The following is a 20095-nucleotide window of genomic DNA, read 5'->3' on the forward strand; positions in this document are numbered from 1 at the left end:
AATCAGTTAATGCCTTTTCATCAGCTTCCATTTTAACATATGATTGTATCCTTTATTCATTCATTTGCATAACGCTATCCCTGCATTTTCAACCCGTATGCAAATGTATTTTCCGATTGACTTGTATACAAGTACACATGTATACTCTGATTAGTCGGGTTAAAGAATAGTCCAAATACATGGAGGTTCTATACGATGTTAAAAGTAGCTATTATCGGAGCAGGTGCAATCAGCGCGGCTCATATCGAGGCTTACCTGCAATTTCCTGAACGCTGTCAAATTGTTGCGGTTGCAGACATCTACGAAGACAAAGCGCAGGCGCGAATTGATACATACAACCTGAGTGCTAGGGCGGTAATGGATTATCAAGAACTACTTCTTGAGGATATCGATCTCGTTTCCGTCTGTACTCCACCTTATACCCATGCATCTATTTCAGTAGACTTTCTTCGTTCTGGTAAGCATGTCCTTGTAGAAAAGCCTATGGCATCTTCTCTGCAAGAATGTGATGAAATGAATCAAGCCGCTAGCGAAAGTGGAAAAACCCTCTCCGTTGTAGCACAAAACCGCTTCAAAACACCGATGATGAAGCTGAAATCGGTGCTCGAAAGCGGTTTGATGGGCCCTATAGTCCACGCCCAGGTGGATTCCTTCTGGTGGCGCGGACACAGCTATTATGACCTATGGTGGCGCGGCACTTGGGAAAAAGAAGGCGGAGGCTGCACTCTCAACCATGCCGTTCACCATATCGATGCATTTCTCTGGATGATGGGGCGGCCAAGTGAACTGCAGGCATTTATGAGCAACACCTCACATGACAATGCCGAGGTTGAGGATCTTTCGATCGCTATGCTGCGTTTCCCGACAGGAGCACTCGCTCAAATCACCAGCTCTGTCGTTCATCATGGTGAAGAACAGCAGCTCATATTCCAAGGTAAGGATGCGCGAGTCTCTGCTCCTTGGAAGCTGAAAGCCTCAAGCTCCAGAAGTAATGGATTTCCCGAAGCGTACCCGGATTTGGAGAGACAAATACAAGCCTTATACGATGGGTTGCCTGAGGTCCAGTTCGATGGGCATACCGGACAAATCGATAATGTCATGACCGCTATTGAAACCGGCGCTCCAGTACTCATTGATGGCTTGAGCGGACGCAATACGCTGGAATTAATCATAGGTATTTACAAGTCAGCCAGCACCGGAGTTAAAGTACAGTTTCCGCTTAATCCGGACGACCCGTTCTACACGCGTGAGGGCATTCAGGCGAACGCGACCCACTTTTACGAGAAGAAAGCTTCTGTAGAAAATTTCCAGGACACAGCGATTTCAACCGGAAGTAACTACTTGAAATAACTATTACGGCCGTGACCACTTCAGTAGGGTTACGGCTTTTTCATTCCAATTCTTCCAAATCAGATTCGGAATCAGATTCAAGGTCCGCCTCGATATTAGTTTCAATATCGGATTCTTCATCCTCAGGTTCAAGAATCGTTTCTTCTTTTTTACCATGAACCAACTCATACATTCTTTGCTCACCATCCGATAATAACCATTGTATCAAGGGCATTTGTTTGCGAAACTGTCTTCGCCACTTCTCTTTTGGTGTGGAAGAATACGCGGACTGGCATAAGAAAAATAAACTCACCTTAGCAATAGCAACCGGAAGAATTTTCACTTCCTCATCCGTTAGGTTCGCATACCCTTTTATAAATAGTTCATCAAAGGTTTTGGAGTATCCCGGCATCAGTATATAGATCGCCCATAAAGAATATGCGATGTCATGAACACGTTTTCCTTGCTGAATAAAATCGAAATCCATTACTCTATACACTTCATCTGCTTTATATAGCTGATTCCAAAAATGCCAATCCCCATGCAGGATCGCAGTTGGCAAAGCATCCTGAGACTTCTCCCAAGCTTCCAGTATATCCTCAGCCAGCTTCTCCACTTTATAAAGCTCATACTCTGGAATATCAGACATACCCTTCAAAAGTCCGATTGCATTCTTAAAATAATCGTTTGAGCGATAAAAAGACCAGCTTGGATCTGGCCCTGCTATAGTGTTTTTCAAGGATTGGTGAAAGACGCTAAGCATCTGAGCACTAGCCCTAACTTGATCAGGCCGATATTTAAAAGCATCCGCCCTGATGAATCGAGTTACCTGCAGCAGCTTCTCCCTGTAATAAACAAAAGGATCCCCGCTTAATGTAAGGATCGGATTTAGAACTGGAACGCCATGTTTGCCCAGAACCGTAAATGCTTTTTGAGTATAACGCAAATGCTCTTCGGTATTAGAACTATTGAGAACTCTAACCACAAATTCACCTTGACTCGTTTCTACCTTAATATTCAGGTTATAGGATCCCCCTAATTTCCGTCCTACCCCCTTAAGCTTCCCTATAGGAAACCAATCAGATAGGTGTTTGATCGCAAATAGAACGTCATTTGTTAAATGCCCGGAGGTTCCCATAACGATCTCTCCTCGTCTCTATATGATCCAGCCATTTGGTGTACATATCGGGGTCCAATCCTTTGACGTGCAGCAGGAATGGAGCCAGCAATCCCATTTTTGCTAATCCTTTGAGCATGACTTTTGGTATATCATACTCCCTGTTGTAAGAGTTAACCAAATCTATAATTTTACATGAATGGTCTGCTTGGATATAAATGTGAAAGAGTGCAGTATCAATTCTTGTGAAGCCTAAGCGTCTCATTTCATAAATAATGTGTAAGATTTGCTCGGAGTCGCTTCTAGTAATGGTTCCTCTTTTGGCTAATGTTTTCTTTAATGATTCCCCCTGAATGAACTCAATGACCAAGTAATTAGGCCCATTCTCATAAAGCTTTGGAATAATCGGGGAGCCTTCTGCTAGTCGATAAGCATTGTATTCCTTTCGAGCATGTTTTTCATTGTTATAAAATTTAACACATCGGTCGGATGAAAGCTTATAAACTGATCCTTGTTTTCCCCGCCCGATTAACACCGCGCCGGGAGGTAGCTGATTGATATCCAAGCTTCCCACCTCATCTTTTTAAACGTGCACATATATACACATTATTCGTGAAACGGAAAAAGAATATGGGATTATGACGGATTTAAATTGCTTTTGACTAAAATCCACTAATGTACATATCAACCATTCACCTAATGACATATGCTTAGAAATAGATGCAAACCAAACCTGCTTAATGGAGGTGATTCCATGCTAAAGAAAAAACGGGGAGCACAATCCTTACTGCCAAAGAAGAAAAAACAAACCGCACCCATGCTAAGGAAACCCCACGTTCCTACCCCTGTAAACCTGGAACCCCCTTTCATTCCAAGGCATTCAGCGCCATTACGCATCTTAATGGTGGTGGATCAGTTAAATATAGGCGGAACGGAAACCTATACGCTTTCCATAACCAGAGAACTCATCAAAAAAGGAGCTTTTGTAGTTATTGCCAGTAAAAAAGGGAAGCTGCTTGAACACTTTTTGGGATTAGGCTGTCCTTACTACGAAATTGATTTTGTATTGGATAATTATGAGGCTGATCATGAAAACCATATCAAGCATTTGCAGCTGCTGAAATCTGTCATTTTGACGGAGCAAATCGATCTGATACACGGGCATCAAATCCCTTCCGGGAGCCTAGCTCAGATAGCAGCTGAACAAATGAATATTCCTTATGTATTTACCGTTCATGGCAATTACTATGATAAGGATTTTTTAAGTGTTACTCAAAAAAAATCAACGATTACTTGCGTAAGTCCTTCAATAAAGAAACTGCTACTATCAAAGGGAATCAACTCCACAGTAATTGCCAATGGTATGGACACTCAAGAATATCATGCTTACGGATCGGCTTATCTGGACCATTTCCGTGCTAAGCTCGGCATTCCTCACTATGCGACTATTGTCTTGTACGCTGGGCGTTTATCCTGGGAGAAAGGGGAGATTTGCGAGGAGATCATTCATACGATTGATTCTATGAGGAATAATGGATACCCGAATTTGCATCTGATTGTCGCAGGGGGAGGGAACAAACAGGAAGATATTATCAAGCTGTCTACTACTAAACAGCAGCCCGGCTCCGAAACATACATTCATTATGTTGGAGAGGTAATGAACATGGGTGCTTATTATTCGGTAAGCGATTGTGTTATTGGTACGGGGAGAGTGGCACTAGAAGCCCTGTCATGTGAGCGGCCGTTAATTGCTACTGGCAGTAAAGGATTTCTGGGTATTGTCAAACCGGATAGTTACGAAAAAGCATGGGATTGCTGGTTTGGGGACCATGATTGTGACAAAAAATTATCGAAAGCCCTATTAACAGCCAATTTGAGAAAACTTTTCAATATGGAGCCACAAATCCGAACACATTTAGTTCAATCCGGAAGAAAATTTGTGACCGATAAGTTTCAAATATCAAAAAAGGTGGATCAACTTATGGATATTTATCGCCATTCCATTCAGCAAAGTATGAAAGATGAGCAAGAACGCATTGCCCAGCAATAATAATCATTAATTAAACCATGTTATGGAGTGATGGTGGTGGAAAATTATCAAATCGTTCCGTGGATCAATGATATTTTATCTCCGGAAATAGTTCATGAGCAATATGTCCCACCTGAGATGGAGATAATGGCCAGACAGGTAATGGAGCTTTATGATATGCAGGTCAATGAGATGATTCTTATTACCTCTAAGCCTGACAAAGGCGGCGCTATTTGGAAAATTGGTACTAACAAAGGAAATCGCAGTATTAAGGTCCTGCACAGACGCCCTGCAAGAAGCCTCTTCAGTATCGGAGCGCAGGATTATATGGCAAATATAGGGGCGAGAGTCCCCTCGTTCATTCCAACCAAAGACGGCAATCTCTGCGTTGAAGCTGGGGGAAAGTTGTGGATCGTAACCGAATGGATAGAGCCTCTAATTCCTGTATCCAAAATCGACCTGGAGGGTGCTGCTTCACTTTGCTTCGGACTAGGAGAATTCCACAAAAATTCCAAGGGCTACGTTCCTCCATTCGGCTCGGAAGTATCCTCCCGGCTGTACGGCTGGCCTAAGTACTATGAGAAAATCATTGCCAAAATCAGTTGGTTTCGAGATATCGCGAACGCTTATTCAGACTCTCCTGCAAGCGCAAGTTTATTAGCGGTTGTTGATGATTTTGACAGGCAAGCTAGTGAAATATTGGAGCGCTTCAAACAATCTCCTTACTCCAAAATGATAGCTAAGGGCGGAGCTCATTGGGGACTCGCTCACCAGGATTATGGTTGGTCCAATGGACAAATGGGTCCAGGCGGTATTTGGGTTATAGACTTAGATGGAGTATCCTACGACCTTCCTATTCGTGATTTGCGTAAATTGATGACCAGTACGATGGATGACATGGGGACTTGGGACATAACCTGGATTCGTGGCATGATCGACGCTTATCATCAAGCAAACCCAATAGATCAGGAAACCTTTGAGATCTTATGGTTAGATATGGCATTCCCTAATGAATTCTATAAGCATGTTAAGGAAATTGTATTTGAGCCCGTTCCATTCCTTCAGACTGAGCTTGAATCCATTCTTCAAAGGGTCATGGCTACAGAAACGAGTAAATGGCAGGCTTTAACCGAGCTTGAAAAAGACAAATCGAACTACCTGGTCGGAGATTACACGGTAGAAGAAAGCGAAATATTATACCAATTCGACCGTCCAGACCGCTCTCTTCAGGGCGATCTCCTGTTGCCTCCGCAAAATGACTTTTGGGAGAAGCCTTTTGATGCAGATGATGCGTTCACCGTTCAACCTGACTTGGTCGATGCCAATGAGGATACCCCTCTCACCTTGCAGCCTGACCTTGTCCCAGCATTCGAAGATATGGCGCCCCAATTTATTCAACCTGACTATTTAGAAAAAGGAATGGTTGTGCAAATACCTGTCTATTCAGAGGCTGCTGTAAATACTCCATTTACTCCTGCACCTGAGATACCGCAGCAAGCCGTTGTTAATCAAGATCCGATACCCGCTGCCTTAATCCAATTACCAGCTCCAGCACCTAATAAGCTCACACTTCGAATACCAAAGCGATCTTCTACAAAAACAAAGAACAGTAAAAAGACAGGCAAAACCAAGAGAAAAAACCGCAAGAGATTACTCAAAGCCAAACCTCGCTCAAATATTAAAATTGTGCGAAAGCTAAAGAAACCGCTTTTGAAGAAATCAGTAAAACCAAAAAAGAGCACTACGAAGCGTTTAAAAGGAAAAGGCTTCAAGAACGTCACACATCCACTGAAAAAGCAGAATACTTCCAGACAAAAGACTGCTTAAGAAAGATAGGTGCTAATTTGTGAACATTTTGATGATTTGTACAGAAAAGCTGCCAGTCCCGAATATTAGAGGCGGAGCCATCCAAACCTATATTTGCGGGGTGGCTTCCCTCTTGAGCAAGCATCACAGAATAACGATTATAGGCAGAACTGATCCTGACTTACCCTTGGAGGAAATTTCAGACGGCATCCGTTATATTCGTATTGATTCTGCTGGGTTATTAGACGTCTATTCCAGAGGCGTGATCGAATACCTCGAAAACACTCAAGAGCATTATGACATCATTCATATCTTTAATCGCCCTAGGCTGGTCCTTCCTGTCCGGAAGACTGCTCCTAACTCCAGAATTATATTAAGCATGCACAACGATATGTTTAATCCGGCTAAGCTTCGCAGAGACGAAGGCCACGCAGTTGTGGAGCAAGTCGAACGTATTATTACAATAAGCAATTATATAGGAAGCGCACTTCTTGATTACTTCCCTCAAGCTAGTCCTAAATTGAGAACTATATACTCAGGGGTGGACTTAGCTCGTTTTGCCCCTTGGGTTGAATCGTCAAGCGCATTGGAAGCCCGAGAAAGCATCCGAGCTGAATATAACCTTTCGAATAAGAAAATAATCCTATTTGTCGGCAGACTGTCGCGTAATAAGGGACCCCATGTATTGGTGCGTGCGATGTCTGAATTACGACATTCCGATGCTGTACTAGTTGTTGTAGGCGGTGCCTGGTTCAGCGATAACACCGTAAGCGATTATGTTGCCTATGTCCGGGCACTGGCTGAACGAGCACCTCTACCGGTAATCACTACCGGGTATGTGCAAGCTCACGATGTGCACCGTTGGTTTTGTGCCGGCGATATATTTGTCTGTACCTCCATCTGGCAAGAGCCACTGGCTAGGGTCCATTATGAGGCCATGGCAGCAGGACTTCCTTTTCTCACTACAGCACGAGGAGGCAATCCTGAAATTGTAAGAAATAATAATGGAATATTAATATCCGACCCAGAAAACCCTACTGAATATGCGCAAAATCTGAATACAATGCTGTCAGACATGAAGCAGGCACGTCAAATGGGTGTCAATGGCCGACGTCTAGCCGAGCAGCATTTCACATGGGATCGAGTGGCTAGTGATATCCTGTCCGTGTGGGAACAAAGATAAAGCCGATTCTCTAAACCTACATGGGCCTGTACCATCAGAAAAAACCATTGAAACTATATAGTTTCCAGAAAAATTTAACCCGGTAAATTTACCGGGTTATTCATTATTCATTCGAGGTAATTCATCTAATAAGATGAAACTTTATTCTAACGATAAACCTGGATTTGTCTGTTGTTTCATCATCATCTTCTTAGTTTTCCTCTTCTTCTTCTTCTTCTTCTTCGCCGTCTTCTTCTTCGCCGTCTTCTTCTTCTCCGTATTCTACTTCTTCACTTAACGAATATTCTGTTTTGGATCCATTTGAATATTCCAGTTCAATTTCATCAACTTGCTCCCAATCTACATCCGTAAGCAAGCTTTCGATTGCTTCTTCTCTAGAATCATCCAAAGAATAATCTTTCTTATCACCGTTAAGATACTCCACTTGAACCTCTACGATCTCAGCATTACCTTCCAGAAACTTTTTGAAATTATCTACATTTGACAAAAATACCAATCCCTTCGGTTTAAGTTTAAAACCTCTACAGGTTTCCATCCATACTATGAATTTCCCAACGGTCATGCTATAGGCCGTTGATAGAGTAGATTAGCGGATATATCATTTTCCATGGAGGAAAGCATAGATATAGCTGATTATTTTCCCTACTAGCTGATAATCGCCCTTACACTTAGAAAATTTCATCATAAATTAATAATGTCTTCATATAGACAAGGAGGTAAAACTTATGAAGGGATTAATTCTCTGTGCTGGCAAGGGCACAAGGCTCCAACCCTTTTCCAATCACAAACCTAAAGTGCTGCTTCCCGTAGCGAATAAACCCATTATTTACTATTGTATCGAAAAGCTTGTTGAATTGGAGATTTACGAGATTGGCATTGTTATTCGTCCAGATCATTCGGCCATATTTATGGAAGAAGTAGGTGCAGGAGAGCGTTGGGGTGTAGAAATCACCTATATCAATCAGAACGTTTCCTTAGGCATTTCCGATGCGGTAAGACATGCCGAAGCCTATCTAAATAATCATTCATTCGTCTTGTTGCTTGGCGATAACTTAATAACTCAATCTCTAGAAGGGTTATGCCACTCCATACTTCAAGATAGCCGTGATGCAGCCATTCTACTAGGAAAAGTATCGAACCCCCGTGATTTTGGTATTGCCGAGATCCAAGGAGAACAGATTATTGGGTTGGAGGAAAAGCCTGCCATCCCCAAATCTGATCTTGCTATTCTTGGAGCGTATGCCTTTAAACCATCCATTTTCGAAGCCATTCATTCGATCTCCCCCTCAGCTAGAGGTGAATATGAAATTACGGACGCTATTCAATGGATGATTAATAAAGGATATTCGGTCGCCTATCAAGTAACGGAGAAGAATTACTCAGATGTCGGCACTATGGACCGTTGGCTTGAAGCGAATCGTTGGATGCTGCAGCTCATAGACGATATTGACCTACATCGTGTTCATGATCGATATGAAGGCTGTACCTTTATTTATCCTGTATTAATTGACGCTAGCAGTGAATTAATAGATTGTGTCGTAGGACCTTATGTGACCATCGGACCCAATGCTAGGCTGGAAAAATGCACGATTGTAAATAGTATTTTACTCGAAGGGCCCTATCTTACACCTAGCTCTGGAATCCTATCTAATACGATTATGAGCCCACAGTCTGTTTTCGTTCAAGACACTGGAGGGTCAAACGAATGAATATTCTAATTATGGGTACAGGATATGTCGGCGTAACTACTGGATTAGTATTTACGGAGCTTGGCTGGAATGTCATTGGACTTGATCCGGATCATAACAAGACAGCATCACTTTCACAAGGCGAGCTTACTTTCTATGAACCGGGATTAGATACCTTATTACGAAAGCACATTGAATCAGGCAGAATCCGTTTCACCTCCGATCCTGAGATCGCTGTGCGCGAAAGCAACGTGATCTTTCTTTGTGTTGGTACTCCCTCCGATAAAGATGGAAGTGCGGATCTTCGATTTATTCGCCAAGCTTCTGAGAGTATTGGTCAATTCATGCAAGACTATAAGCTTATTGCTGTGAAAAGCACGGTTCCCATCGGAACTAACAAGCAATTAAATCAGTGGATAACTGACGCACAAACACTTCCTATTCCATTCGATGTTGTTTCCAATCCGGAATTTCTTAGAGAAGGCTCCGCATTGAATGACGCGTTTCACCCCGACAGAATCATCATCGGTTGTGACAGCGATCAAGCAATCGATTTAATGAAAACCTTATATGAGAAAATACGGGCTCCCTTTTTCGTTACAAAGCCGAAAACCGCGGAGATGATCAAATATGCGTCGAATGCTTTCCTCGCTACTAAGATCTCATATGTCAATGAATTATCAAGACTATGCGAGAACATTGAAGTGAATATTTCCGACGTTGCTGAAGGAATGGGAATGGATCATCGAATAGGTCAACACTTCTTAAGAGCCGGCATTGGATATGGTGGGTCTTGTTTTCCCAAAGATATTAAAGCAATGCTCTATATGGCTAAGCAGTATGGGGCCGAATTGAGTATTCTTGACAAGGTCATACAAGTCAATCAGACGCAGTATTCGCATTTCCTGAAGGTGTGGGAGCAGAAATTAGGGACCTTTCGCAATAAAAAAATTGCCATTCTTGGCATTTCGTTTAAGCCGGATACCGATGACTTAAGGGAAGCTCCCTCCATCTCAATCATTCAGCATTTGCTCCAAATCGGCGCTACGGTCAGAGTTCACGATCCTGCTGCTAAGCTGCCTTCCGATCTGCTGTCCGATAGGCTAGAGCAGGTTGATCGGTTGGAAGAAACACTAGAGCAGTGCGATGCTTTAATACTATGCTCTGAATGGGAGCAGTACAAGAAGGCCGATTGGGTCCAGCTTAAAGCATATATGAACCAACATTTCGTTTTTGATGGAAGGAACGTGCTTGACGGCAACCACATGACGAAACTTGGCTTTCATTACTACGGTATCGGGAGGCACTACCATTGAAAATACTAGTAACAGGTGCATCAGGGTTTATCGGTTCCCATCTTTGTGAACAGCTGCTGCAGGACGAAAATCATAATGTCATAGGATTGGATGCTTATATCAAATCCTCTACTCCTGTAAAGGCAAGAAAACATAATTTAGCTCATTTACTTCATCACCCGCGGTTTACTTTTATTAAACAAGATTTGCTGAAAACCAACTGGGAGAACCTACTTCCGAATATTGACATCGTCTATCATTTAGCAGGGATACCTGGAGTGCGGTCGAGCTGGGGAAAGGATTTCAAAACCTACATTAAAAATAATATTGAGGCCACCCAGCAATTACTTGAAGGCTGTCGCCAATTCCCAGTCAAGAAATTTATCTATGCATCGACCTCATCGGTTTATGGCGAAAAAACGGGCCAAGTAAATGAAGCTGCTACTACAGAACCTCTCTCCCCTTATGGTGTCAGCAAATTAACCGGTGAACAGCTATGCAAGGTTTACGCCCATAACGATAATGTTCCCGTTGTCATCTTAAGATTTTTTACCGTCTATGGACCAAGGCAGCGTCCAGATATGGCCTTTCACCGATTTATCAATCATATTATGCAAAATAAGCCTATCACCATTTACGGGGATGGCAATCAGACACGTGACTTTACTTACGTTAAGGATTGCGTCACAGCTATTGCAGCTGCTGCGACAGCCGAAGGCATTATTGGCCAAACAATTAATATTGGCGGCAAGGAACGCGCTTCCGTTCTAGAGTGTATCTCCATCATCGAGGAGATATTCGGCACAAAAGTGGAGCGTCAATTTATGGGCAAAGCCTATGGAGAGCCCCGACACACATGGGCAGACATCAGTAAGGCTCAATCACTGCTTGGCTATGAGCCCCAAACCGATTTGCGTCAAGGACTCAGGGCGGAAATTATAGATATATGCAATAACCCTTCTCTATAGAGCAAAACCACGAACGGATATCACGCTGATAGATTTGATTCGCAAATCTAATGCAAAGAGGGTGTCTCAGCAAGGTCGGTTAAGACTTGCTTGACACCCTCTTGATTTGGTAGAAGTCTTTGGCCCGCATTTCATCGAATATCCGTAAAATGGGTGTTACTGTGTACAGGTTTAAAGGGTCAGGTTCCATTTGTTTGGCTACTTAAACATATCCTAAACCGCTGCATGAGCTCCCTTTTTGTCCGGCTGAACCAGCACTTTCTTTTCCCACGCACGACTTTTCCAACGATATAACAGGACCAATCCCCGCGCCCACTCATCGATGATGAACACAGCCCATATCCCAACGAGTCCGTACGCAAAATGAATCCCCAAGAGATAGGTTAGTGGAATGCACATTCCCCAAATTACAAAAACACCCGTAAAGACGATAAACCGCGCATCCCCCGCCGCCCGAAGGGCTTCTCCTATGACAATATTCAAACATCTGCCAGGCTCCAGCATAAAACCCATTGTAAGAAGAGCCGCACCTAGTGCAATAATCTTCGGATCACTTGTAAATAGGCTGAGCAGCTTCTCTCTAAAAAAGACAATTAGTGTGACACATCCCATTGAAAGCAGCAAGCTCAAGCCTAAGCTTCTAAACAATTGCCGATAAGCCGCCTCTTTCTCCCCAGCACCAACAAGACGCCCGATAATGATTTGGGTTCCCCTGCCCAAGGATATGGAAAGCACCATGATGAAATACATAATGTTCTGAGTGTAAATGCGGGTTGAGAGCATCTCCGCTCCAAGTGATGTAATATAGTATGTCGTCACAATCTGGCTAGCAGCATAAGATAATTGGTTGCCGGCTGTCGGAACACCGATTCCTAGTATTTTTTTCATATGTTCTAGTTTGCATTTCACGAGGTCCTTTAAGCCCAAATTCAATTTGACCACTTTATGTAATATGAGCACATACACGATAAGCCCCAGACATTGGCTAACCGCAGCCGATAGAGCCACACCTGGGACACCCAGCTTTGGAAATCCCCATGGACCGAAAATGAATAAATAATTGCCTGTTAGGTTAAGAAGATTCATTCCAATACTCACCATCATAGTATACCTGGTATAACCGTGAACCTGAGTAATCGCTGAAATGGTTAAATTTACAGCCTGAATAAATAGAACTCCTCCTACAATAGACAGATACATTTGTGCCTGGGCAAGCAAATCAAGCTCCAATCCGAACATGCCAAGCAAGGGCCTACTGAACACTACCATTACAGCGCTAATTATGAGCCCAAAAAGAAAGTTAAGTGTAATCGCTCCAGCCGCGAACTTGCGTACGTCATCGGGTTTGTTTGCCCCCAAATACTGCGAAATAACGATTGCCGAACCCGCTGAAATCACTTGAAGCAGTAAGAATGTGAACATAATCAGTTGATTGGAAACACCTACAGCAGCTACCGCTGCGTCAGATACATGACTTACCATGAATGTATCCGCTGTCCTCATAGACATCTGCAAAGAGGATTCAATAAATAGCGGCCATGTTATAGCGAATAAACCCAGCTTCTTAGTTTGCGTCATTTCAACGATTCACCTGCATTGCAAATAAGCCCACATCGATGTACCATACGGCTCCTCCAAGTGTGTATTTAATAAAACAGACCGCAACGCCTGAGCGGGATCACAGTTGCCAGAAAGCGCATACATAAGAAAAGCTTCTATTCGAATCATTCGAGTCCCCCCTATTGTAAGCCGAAATATTCATCCGGTCAATCATGCTTCTGCAAGGCACTCCCCCATTTCTGTTTTACCGACTGGATGTATGTAACAATCATTCTGTATATCGAATAATCTAGTGATAGGAGGTGCGATATGAATCGTTTTTGGGAAAAAGTAATTAAACCCATTCTAATCAAGTATGATCCACAGCACATTGTTGAAATTGGATTCTTTCTATCAGGACGTACCACCATCAAATTGTTAGAGTACTGCAAAATGATGAATAGTAAGCTGACCGTAGTCGACCTTAACCCTGAATTTAATACTGATGCCTACGAAGCTGTTTTTGCAGAGGAGCTAGTTATTCATAAAAAACATAGTCTTACGGCGTTACCAGATATTAACTCTGCTGATGTCGTTCTTATTGACGGCGATCATAATTGGTACACTGTCTACCACGAACTGATGAATATAGAACAGATAGCGACACAGAATGGAAAATTCCCCGTCGTCATTCTTCATGACATAGAATGGCCCTACGGAAGGCGTGATTCCTACTATTACCCCGAATATGTTCCAATCGAGTTTCAGAAGCCGTATGCCAAAAAAGGGATGATCGCAGAGTCCAGCGAGCTTATTGAAACCGGCGGAATTAATATAGATCAGAACAATGCTTTGTATGAATATGGCGAGCAGAATGGTGTTTTGACGGCTATAGAGGATTTTCTTCAAGTAACAACCTTCGCCCTTAGCTTTCACCGCCTTGATTCCAATAATGGACTCGGTATATTAATCCCTAAAGACCAACATGCAGATGCCTTGCTGCAGTATATTATTGACACATCAGGGCTGTGAGTTAAACCTTTGTTCTATAGCATGATCTATTCTTGAACCTGACATAAAGGGGAAAACTATAATGCCCTCATTAACCTCAATTGTTATGCTGACTCGCAATGCTTTGAATTACACTAAAGAGTGTATAGAGAGCGTTATCCGGCATACTCCTGAAAATTTTGAGTTTGTATTTGTTGATAACGGATCGACCGATGGGACGTTGGAATATTTGCAATCGATCCCTTCGTCTAAGCTTATTTGCAATCAAGAGAATCGGGGATTTGCCGCAGGTAATAATCAAGGTATCACTGCTGCTTCCGGTGATTACATTTGCCTGCTGAATAACGATACGGTTGTCACAGAAGGTTGGTTAACCCGCTTATTGGCTTGGCTGGATAAAGACCCCTCTATCGGTATTGTAGGACCTCGATCCAATAATGTCGCATGGGCACAAAGAGTCAATGGTGTGAACTATCGTGACTCTAGGGAGATGGAGCAATTCGCATTACAATGGGCGCTGCTTCATAAAGACCAAGGGTTTTTCCCCCATAAATTAATTGGCCATTGCATGCTCTTCCCTAAGAGTCTCGTAGCTCAAATTGGTGCACTGGATGAGAGGTTTTTCCCAGGAAACTATGAGGATGACGACTTTTGCCTGCGAGCCCGCATAAGCGGAAAAATATTATGGATAGCCAATGACGTCTATATTCATCATTATGGCGGAAGTACATTTCGAACCAATCAAACTAACTATGCGGCGAGCGCACTGGACAACGCGAATAAATTTGCAAAGAAATGGAGCTTGGGCATCTCAGGCTTTGAGCTTGATAATTATGGTTATAACCCATCCGACATTGTTGAGCGGGAGAAGCCCTTCCGAACACAAAGACACTATGTGCCATTCAAATAAGTATGCCAAGGAGAGAAGCACGAATGAGAATCGCGCTGATAAGTCCGGATTATCTCCCGGTTCCCCCTGTGAAATATGGAGGCATAGAACGAGTTGTGTATACACTTGCAGAGGAACTTGTCGACAGGGGTCATGATGTCACTCTCTACGCACCTATAGGAAGTCAAACTAGGGCCAAACTAATTCCATACTTACATCATGGACATGATATGTGGCAAATACCGAGCTTCGTCAAGCTTACCCTACCTCCAGGAATCGATGTGATTCACGACCATACGCAGCTCTCCGTTGTCGGTCAGAAGAAGCTCCCTGTTCCAACGGTTTGTACGATTCACAATCCTTTGCACAACCCTGTTAAACATCCTGTATATCTTAGCAAACGGCACTTGGAGTTGTTCGGACATAATCAGGATAGGTACGTTTACAATGGATTAAACCCTGATGAATATCAATTCTCCGATCATAAGGATGATTATCTTTTGTACATTGGATCGATCATTGAATACAAAGGGGTTCATCATGCCATAGAAGTAGCCGTACGTACGAATCAAAAATTAATTATTGCAGGGCCGATTTATGACCATAATTATTTCCATCACCAGATTATTCCGCGTATCATTGCGAATCCTAATATTCAATATATTGGAGAAGTAGGGGGACAGGAACGTCAGGACTTATTGAAAAAGGCCAGATGTATGCTCTTTCCAACTCTATGTGAGGAGCCTTTTGGTCTTGTTATGATTGAAGCTCTTGTGTGCGGCACCCCCGTCCTCGCTCTGTCTAATGGTTCTGTTTCTGAAGTTATGAGCGGATTTCCTAATTTAATTTGTCATTCAGTTGATCAGATGGGCGAAAAAGCAGCTCATGAGGTTTTGCCAAGCTCTGACGAAATGAGAGCGTACGTGCTAAATAACTTTACAACTAGTATAATGACTGACCGTTATCTTGACATTTACCAACAAGTCATTAATGAAGAAAGCTAACCATTTGAGGTGATTGTTATGGCTGTCATTCGCGTTCCACTAGATCAGTCGACTATCCAATCCGGCGTTAATGCTGCGAAAACAGGTGATGTTGTCCTGGTTCAAAAAGGGATATATAAAGAAGTAGTACACATCACAAACAGTTTTATTCGAATAGTGGCCGAGGACAGGAATGAAGCTATTCTTGAAGGCAACAGCTTGCTTTCTAACGCTTTTCTTTTGGATCATAGCACCGATGTAGAAATTAGCGGATTCCGAATTAAAAATTACGCATTAAATGGAATCTTCGTTCATTCTGGAGGCCACAATCGCCTCTTGGAAAACTTGATCGAATCCAATGGTCTACACGGTATCAGTCTTGCCTCGAATAGCAATTTCATCTGGAAAAACAATGTGATACAAAACTCTTTGGGAGGCATTGCTATTCATGGAAACGATAACTTTACGGTAGATAACGAAATAAGCGGGAATGGCTCGGATGGTGTCGCTGTCTTTTCGGGTACCCATAACACCCTTCTAGGTAATATGGTTCTGCGAAATACAGGAAGTTCCGGGTTTTCCATATTAGGACCAAGCACCCTTATCTATGAGAACGAGCTGCGAAGCAACCACTGGGGCATTGTTCTTTACAATGAAGAGGATTTCGCTAACACTGGCATAACTGACAACAATGAAGCCGTTAATAACACATCCAAAGGTATTACTCTATTTAGGAATTCAACCAGCGCTACAGAAAGCCATGGGGAGTTGACATCAGAAAATAAATCGGTTCAATATAGGAATATTGTAAATGAACTATTGGAGAGAGTGCAGCAAACACTCGACCAAGTACCGGACAGACAACGAACATCACAAGAAGCAAGCCTAATGGTAATTAAGCTTTATTTTGAAAGTCTGCAACCCCCTCTATAGCCCTTTAATTAAAGCGGCGGCTGTTCACCCAGACATAATCCGGGGAGCGGTCGCCGTTTGTGTTTGGCTTACTCATTCTTTTTTAGGATCGACTCCAGATACTTTTTGTTTTGCAGGACACTTGAATCCCTAGGACGATAGCTGCGTGCCTTTTCATTGTGCTCATATGCCGTTTCATGATGCCCTAGACGATCGTAACAGACGCAAAGCTGAAGATGAGGTAACCATGTCGAGCAAGTAGGGTCAGAAAATCCCCAGTCATCATCCGGCCTTTTCAACTGGGTCGCTAACTTATACCAGAATATCGCAGTTTCATAAAGATTCCGATTCAAGAAATGAAATCCAAGGCGGCAGCAAAAGTCAGCACGCGGACTATCATAACGAAAGGATCTGAATACCGATTCCAGTTCCTTTTCCTTATTGCCTATTTTGTTGTAACAATCTGCAAGCTTACCACAAGACGAGATCTCGTCCTCTACCCATCCTTTGCCGGTCGCAAGAAACTTATCGTAGTAAGTAATGGCCTTATTGTACTTTTGATGATCCAGCAGCTCATTAGCGTAGTAATATAAGTCCCGAGGTGTAAATATCTCTCCGCGCATCAACCTGTTCTGAAATATCTTGAGATTTCTGTCGCTTTTATGATGAACTCTGCAGTGTGTAACGGAAATGTCGCTGTTCACTATGTTACCTTTAACCTCCAGATACTCATGTATCGCACCAATCCATTTAAAGTTATTCTCTCTTTTCACCAATCGGTTACGCCTGAATCTGGAAGTCGGATTACCGTACTCATCGAACGCATAGTTATAAACCATGGTTACCGAATCGACGGATAGGTCGAGATCCTTCTTTAGCTTCACTAATTTGTTGCAATCCTCTTCCTTCAATATATCATCGGCGTCCAGCCAAAGAATATAGTCCATAGTGGCCTGACGAAAAGCGAAGTTACGGGCTGCAGCGAAATCGTCTATCCATTTAAAATCATATACTTTATCGGTAAAAGTGCGTACAATCGCTTTCGTCTGGTCTGTGGAGCCGGTGTCGACGATTATGATTTCATCCACTGCTTTTGCAATCGAGGACAAGCAGCTGCCGATCGTCCCCTCCTCATTTTTTACGATCATGCAAAGACTTACCGTTACCAAAGAGTTCACTCCCAGCATAATTATTATTTATGCATTTATCATATTCAAGCAGTAACAGGGTGGTGTGGCCATAAAAAACTCCCTCCCAGGTTAATAGTCAGGGAATAACTCCGAGCTATACTTAGGAGGGAGGGATCATTTGTTGTTCTAGCTACGTCAATCGATACACGGACCAAACAACACCCGCGAAGTTAGAACCTCCAAGGTTTAGAGGTATCGTCAATCCATTCGCTACATATAAAAAACCAACGACATCCCCTGCAGTTAACAATACGTCACCTGCCAGCGTTACTGTTCCGTCTCCCAGAATGGCTCGTAAGGACAATAGTGCAACATTAACGTCCAAGATAGGGGACAGGCCACTTATCAAGTTCGTTGTTACTGGACTTGTTCTCTGGACAACGAATGCAGGACTCACACCAGCGCCGAGGGAAACTGAAATTGTTGCGGATGTGGAATAATTTATGGTTGCTTTTATCGAATATCTTCCTGTAGTTGGAACCGTATAGCTTCCTGTCGCTTCATCGAACCCTGTAGTATCGAAATAAGGAGTTGATACACTCCAACCCGAGAGTTGTGTGCTTGTAGTAATAGCTGTTAATGTAGGTATGAAGGCAGAAAAACCTTCGACAGCAAAATTAGGACCTGTTACGCCCGTTGCTCCGGTTGCTCCCGTGGCTCCTGTCGCACCTGTCACACCTGTTGCACCAGTTGGCCCTGTCGACCCATGATAATAATCATGATCACCATCATAAAACTCGATCTCGATTTTGGTTCCGTTGTACAGTTCTATTTCAATTTCCTCTACATGCTTCCAGTTAATTCTCTCCAAAAAATCTTCTAGCATTTCCTCTCTTGTATCCTCGTCCTCATCTTCATCAAACTTCAACTCGTACTTATCGCTGTTATAATACTTAAACTCAATCTCTTTACTATCTTCAATATCAAGATTATCTAACACTTTCTCGAATTTTTATTCTTTACTCATGAAACTTGCCACCCTCCTTTAATTGTTATGACTAAAGAGGCATGTTTGTACGAATGAGAAAGAACATACATTAAATGTAAAAATGGTCACTAGTTCATATGTAGGAAGGAATTTATACAAGATATAAACCAAGCAGAAACTTCCGGCTGACTTAATAATACAAAAGATCCCCTTCTACAATGGTTTTAGCCATAGTAGAAAGGGACAGCAGGAAAATGCTTTATTTCCGTGAAACGTCTATAAGAAGATTAGCGTGGGTGAATATTCGACCCAAGTTTGCAGTGTACTCAAGACTTACAGGTATAAATTACAACAATCGTTCAATTAATATAATGGCACCCGTATCTAGATCTAGTGCCGCAACTACAGCTCGTATTTCCAATGTAGCACCCGCTGGTGCAGCAACTGTTACATCACCAATTATTGGAGTACCAGGCGTGGAACTAAATATTGGCCCAAAAGCTGCTGCATTTAGAAATACTTGTGCACTCCCTGTATTTGCAAGTGTTGTCGGTAAATTAAACCGTACACGATAATCATCAGCTGAAGTTACTGTAAAGACAGTACCAGTACCATTCGGGGTAATATCAGTACCTAATGTAGAGATGGTTGTCGGAAATGCGACTGGACTACCTAAAGCAACAATTTGAGCGGCAGCATTCGTGGCAGCCAAAGAAGATAGAACACCTGCAGCTGGTTCTCCCGTTGCTCCGGTTGCCCCTGTTGCTCCAGTTACACCTGTTGCTCCCGTTGCTCCAGTTTCACCTGTTGCTCCCGTTGCTCCCGTTGCTCCTGTTGCCCCTGTTGCTCCCGTTGCTCCCGTTGCTCCCGTTGCTCCGGTTGCTCCGGTTGCTCCAGTTTCACCTGTTACTCCTGTTGCCCCAGTTGCTCCAGTTGCTCCAGTTTCACCTGTTACTCCCGTTGCTCCGGTTGCTCCCGTTGCTCCGGTTACTCCTGTTGCTCCGGTTGCTCCAGTTTCACCTGTTACTCCCGTTGCTCCCGTTGCTCCTGTTGCTCCTGTTGCTCCAGTTTCACCTGTTACTCCCGTTGCTCCCGTTGCTCCTGTTGCTCCAGTTTCACCTGTTACTCCCGTTGCTCCCGTTGCTCCGGTTGCTCCTGTTGCTCCAGTTTCACCTGTTACACCCGTTGCTCCCGTTGCTCCAGTTTCACCTGTTACTCCCGTTGCTCC

General features: G+C 43.1%; 19 protein-coding genes. 11 read left to right on the top strand and 8 right to left on the bottom strand.

All coding sequences use genetic code 11. The features are described 5' to 3' along the window. Positions 1 to 195: 195 nt before the first annotated feature. Positions 196 to 1350, top strand: a complete 1155-nt coding sequence (locus GC093_RS16820) for a Gfo/Idh/MocA family protein (RefSeq protein ID WP_171653054.1) — start codon at positions 196 to 198, stop codon at positions 1348 to 1350. 40 nt (positions 1351 to 1390) lie between these two features. Here GC093_RS16820 and GC093_RS16825 read toward each other — a convergent pair whose 3' ends face one another. Together GC093_RS16825 and GC093_RS16830 are read right to left on the bottom strand one after the other, a co-directional pair. After that, positions 1391 to 2467 (bottom strand): phosphotransferase, encoded by a 1077-nt coding sequence (locus tag GC093_RS16825; RefSeq protein ID WP_171653055.1) that lies wholly within the window; start codon positions 2465 to 2467, stop codon positions 1391 to 1393. Beyond that, positions 2439 to 3011 carry a hypothetical protein gene (locus GC093_RS16830; protein WP_171653056.1) on the bottom strand — a complete coding sequence of 191 codons (573 nt, stop codon included), beginning with the start codon at positions 3009 to 3011 and terminating at the stop codon, positions 2439 to 2441. Before GC093_RS16830 ends, GC093_RS16825 begins: the two co-directional genes overlap by 29 nt. Positions 3012 to 3200: 189 nt before the next feature. Between GC093_RS16830 and GC093_RS16835 the strand changes: the two genes are divergently transcribed. Genes GC093_RS16835 through GC093_RS16845 form a run of 3 tightly spaced genes read left to right on the top strand, consistent with a single transcriptional unit; the run spans position 3201 to position 7464 of the window. Continuing rightward, on the top strand, positions 3201 to 4496 hold the full coding sequence (locus GC093_RS16835; RefSeq protein ID WP_171653057.1) for a glycosyltransferase: 1296 nt from the start codon (positions 3201 to 3203) through the stop codon (positions 4494 to 4496). A gap of 30 nt (positions 4497 to 4526) precedes the next feature. Next, positions 4527 to 6302, top strand: coding sequence for a CotS family spore coat protein (locus GC093_RS16840; protein WP_171653058.1), 1776 nt, complete (start codon positions 4527 to 4529; stop codon positions 6300 to 6302). A 19-nt stretch (positions 6303 to 6321) separates the two neighbouring features. Next, complete coding sequence (locus tag GC093_RS16845) at positions 6322 to 7464, top strand: glycosyltransferase family 4 protein (protein WP_171653059.1); 1143 nt, start codon at positions 6322 to 6324, stop codon at positions 7462 to 7464. Positions 7465 to 7654: 190 nt separating this feature from the next. Here the strand turns inward: GC093_RS16845 and GC093_RS16850 are convergent, their stop codons facing one another. Next, positions 7655 to 7951 (bottom strand): hypothetical protein, encoded by a 297-nt coding sequence (locus GC093_RS16850; protein WP_171653060.1) that lies wholly within the window; start codon positions 7949 to 7951, stop codon positions 7655 to 7657. A 238-nt stretch (positions 7952 to 8189) separates the two neighbouring features. On the opposite strand from GC093_RS16850, the gene GC093_RS16855 reads away from it, so the two are divergent. Genes GC093_RS16855 through GC093_RS16865 form a run of 3 tightly spaced genes read left to right on the top strand, consistent with a single transcriptional unit; the run spans position 8190 to position 11415 of the window. Further along, positions 8190 to 9173, top strand: coding sequence for a sugar phosphate nucleotidyltransferase (locus GC093_RS16855; protein ID WP_171653061.1), 984 nt, complete (start codon positions 8190 to 8192; stop codon positions 9171 to 9173). Continuing rightward, the gene (locus tag GC093_RS16860) at positions 9170 to 10468 is read left to right on the top strand and encodes a UDP-glucose dehydrogenase family protein (protein WP_171653062.1); all 1299 of its coding nucleotides are present in this window, start codon (positions 9170 to 9172) and stop codon (positions 10466 to 10468) included. The genes GC093_RS16855 and GC093_RS16860 overlap by 4 nt, the downstream gene beginning before the upstream one ends. Then, entirely contained in the window at positions 10465 to 11415 is a 951-nt protein-coding gene (locus tag GC093_RS16865; protein WP_171653063.1) for an NAD-dependent epimerase/dehydratase family protein, read from the top strand. The genes GC093_RS16860 and GC093_RS16865 overlap by 4 nt, the downstream gene beginning before the upstream one ends. A 213-nt stretch (positions 11416 to 11628) precedes the next feature. Here the strand turns inward: GC093_RS16865 and GC093_RS16870 are convergent, their stop codons facing one another. Further along, on the bottom strand, positions 11629 to 12993 hold the full coding sequence (locus GC093_RS16870; RefSeq protein ID WP_171653064.1) for an MATE family efflux transporter: 1365 nt from the start codon (positions 12991 to 12993) through the stop codon (positions 11629 to 11631). Positions 12994 to 13002: 9 nt separating this feature from the next. Continuing rightward, positions 13003 to 13143, bottom strand: coding sequence for a hypothetical protein (locus GC093_RS16875; RefSeq protein ID WP_171653065.1), 141 nt, complete (start codon positions 13141 to 13143; stop codon positions 13003 to 13005). A gap of 141 nt (positions 13144 to 13284) precedes the next feature. Here GC093_RS16875 and GC093_RS16880 point away from each other — a divergent pair, with 141 nt between their 5' ends. The 4 genes from GC093_RS16880 to GC093_RS16895 all read left to right on the top strand — a co-directional run bounded on the left by GC093_RS16880 (position 13285) and on the right by GC093_RS16895 (position 16770). Then, entirely contained in the window at positions 13285 to 13986 is a 702-nt protein-coding gene (locus GC093_RS16880) for a class I SAM-dependent methyltransferase (RefSeq protein WP_171653066.1), read from the top strand. 85 nt (positions 13987 to 14071) lie between these two features. Then, positions 14072 to 14875, top strand: coding sequence for a glycosyltransferase family 2 protein (locus GC093_RS16885; protein WP_246314621.1), 804 nt, complete (start codon positions 14072 to 14074; stop codon positions 14873 to 14875). A 23-nt stretch (positions 14876 to 14898) separates the two neighbouring features. Further along, positions 14899 to 15858: a glycosyltransferase family 4 protein gene (locus GC093_RS16890; RefSeq protein ID WP_246314623.1), complete on the top strand. Its 960-nt coding sequence runs from the start codon at positions 14899 to 14901 to the stop codon at positions 15856 to 15858. A gap of 18 nt (positions 15859 to 15876) precedes the next feature. After that, a complete protein-coding gene (locus GC093_RS16895) occupies positions 15877 to 16770 on the top strand; it encodes a right-handed parallel beta-helix repeat-containing protein (protein WP_171653069.1) in 894 nt (297 codons plus the stop codon). A gap of 68 nt (positions 16771 to 16838) precedes the next feature. Here GC093_RS16895 and GC093_RS16900 read toward each other — a convergent pair whose 3' ends face one another. The 3 genes from GC093_RS16900 to GC093_RS36435 all read right to left on the bottom strand — a co-directional run. After that, entirely contained in the window at positions 16839 to 17918 is a 1080-nt protein-coding gene (locus GC093_RS16900) for a glycosyltransferase (protein WP_216624670.1), read from the bottom strand. 151 nt (positions 17919 to 18069) lie between these two features. Further along, a complete protein-coding gene (locus GC093_RS16905) occupies positions 18070 to 18879 on the bottom strand; it encodes a hypothetical protein (protein WP_171652999.1) in 810 nt (269 codons plus the stop codon). Between the two features lie 334 nt (positions 18880 to 19213). Then, the coding region (locus GC093_RS36435) for a BclA C-terminal domain-containing protein (RefSeq protein WP_216624671.1) at positions 19214 to 20095 on the bottom strand (882 nt) is incomplete at its 5' end.

The organism is Paenibacillus foliorum, from assembly GCF_013141765.1.
Classification (GTDB): Bacteria; Bacillota; Bacilli; order Paenibacillales; family NBRC-103111; genus Paenibacillus_S; species Paenibacillus_S foliorum.

Excerpts from the sequence above, each read along its gene's own strand:
- GC093_RS16820 (WP_171653054.1), top strand. The coding sequence starts at position 196 with ATGTTAAAAGTAGCTATTATCGGAGCAGGTGCAATCAGCGCGGCTCAT.
- GC093_RS16825 (WP_171653055.1), bottom strand. The coding sequence starts at position 2,467 with ATGGGAACCTCCGGGCATTTAACAAATGACGTTCTATTTGCGATCAAA.
- GC093_RS16835 (WP_171653057.1), top strand. The coding sequence starts at position 3,201 with ATGCTAAAGAAAAAACGGGGAGCACAATCCTTACTGCCAAAGAAGAAA.
- GC093_RS16840 (WP_171653058.1), top strand. The coding sequence starts at position 4,527 with ATGGTGGTGGAAAATTATCAAATCGTTCCGTGGATCAATGATATTTTA.
- GC093_RS16855 (WP_171653061.1), top strand. The coding sequence starts at position 8,190 with ATGAAGGGATTAATTCTCTGTGCTGGCAAGGGCACAAGGCTCCAACCC.
- GC093_RS16860 (WP_171653062.1), top strand. The coding sequence starts at position 9,170 with ATGAATATTCTAATTATGGGTACAGGATATGTCGGCGTAACTACTGGA.
- GC093_RS16870 (WP_171653064.1), bottom strand. The coding sequence starts at position 12,993 with ATGACGCAAACTAAGAAGCTGGGTTTATTCGCTATAACATGGCCGCTA.
- GC093_RS16875 (WP_171653065.1), bottom strand. The coding sequence starts at position 13,143 with ATGATTCGAATAGAAGCTTTTCTTATGTATGCGCTTTCTGGCAACTGT.
- GC093_RS16880 (WP_171653066.1), top strand. The coding sequence starts at position 13,285 with ATGAATCGTTTTTGGGAAAAAGTAATTAAACCCATTCTAATCAAGTAT.
- GC093_RS16885 (WP_246314621.1), top strand. The coding sequence starts at position 14,072 with ATGCTGACTCGCAATGCTTTGAATTACACTAAAGAGTGTATAGAGAGC.
- GC093_RS16890 (WP_246314623.1), top strand. The coding sequence starts at position 14,899 with ATGAGAATCGCGCTGATAAGTCCGGATTATCTCCCGGTTCCCCCTGTG.
- GC093_RS16895 (WP_171653069.1), top strand. The coding sequence starts at position 15,877 with ATGGCTGTCATTCGCGTTCCACTAGATCAGTCGACTATCCAATCCGGC.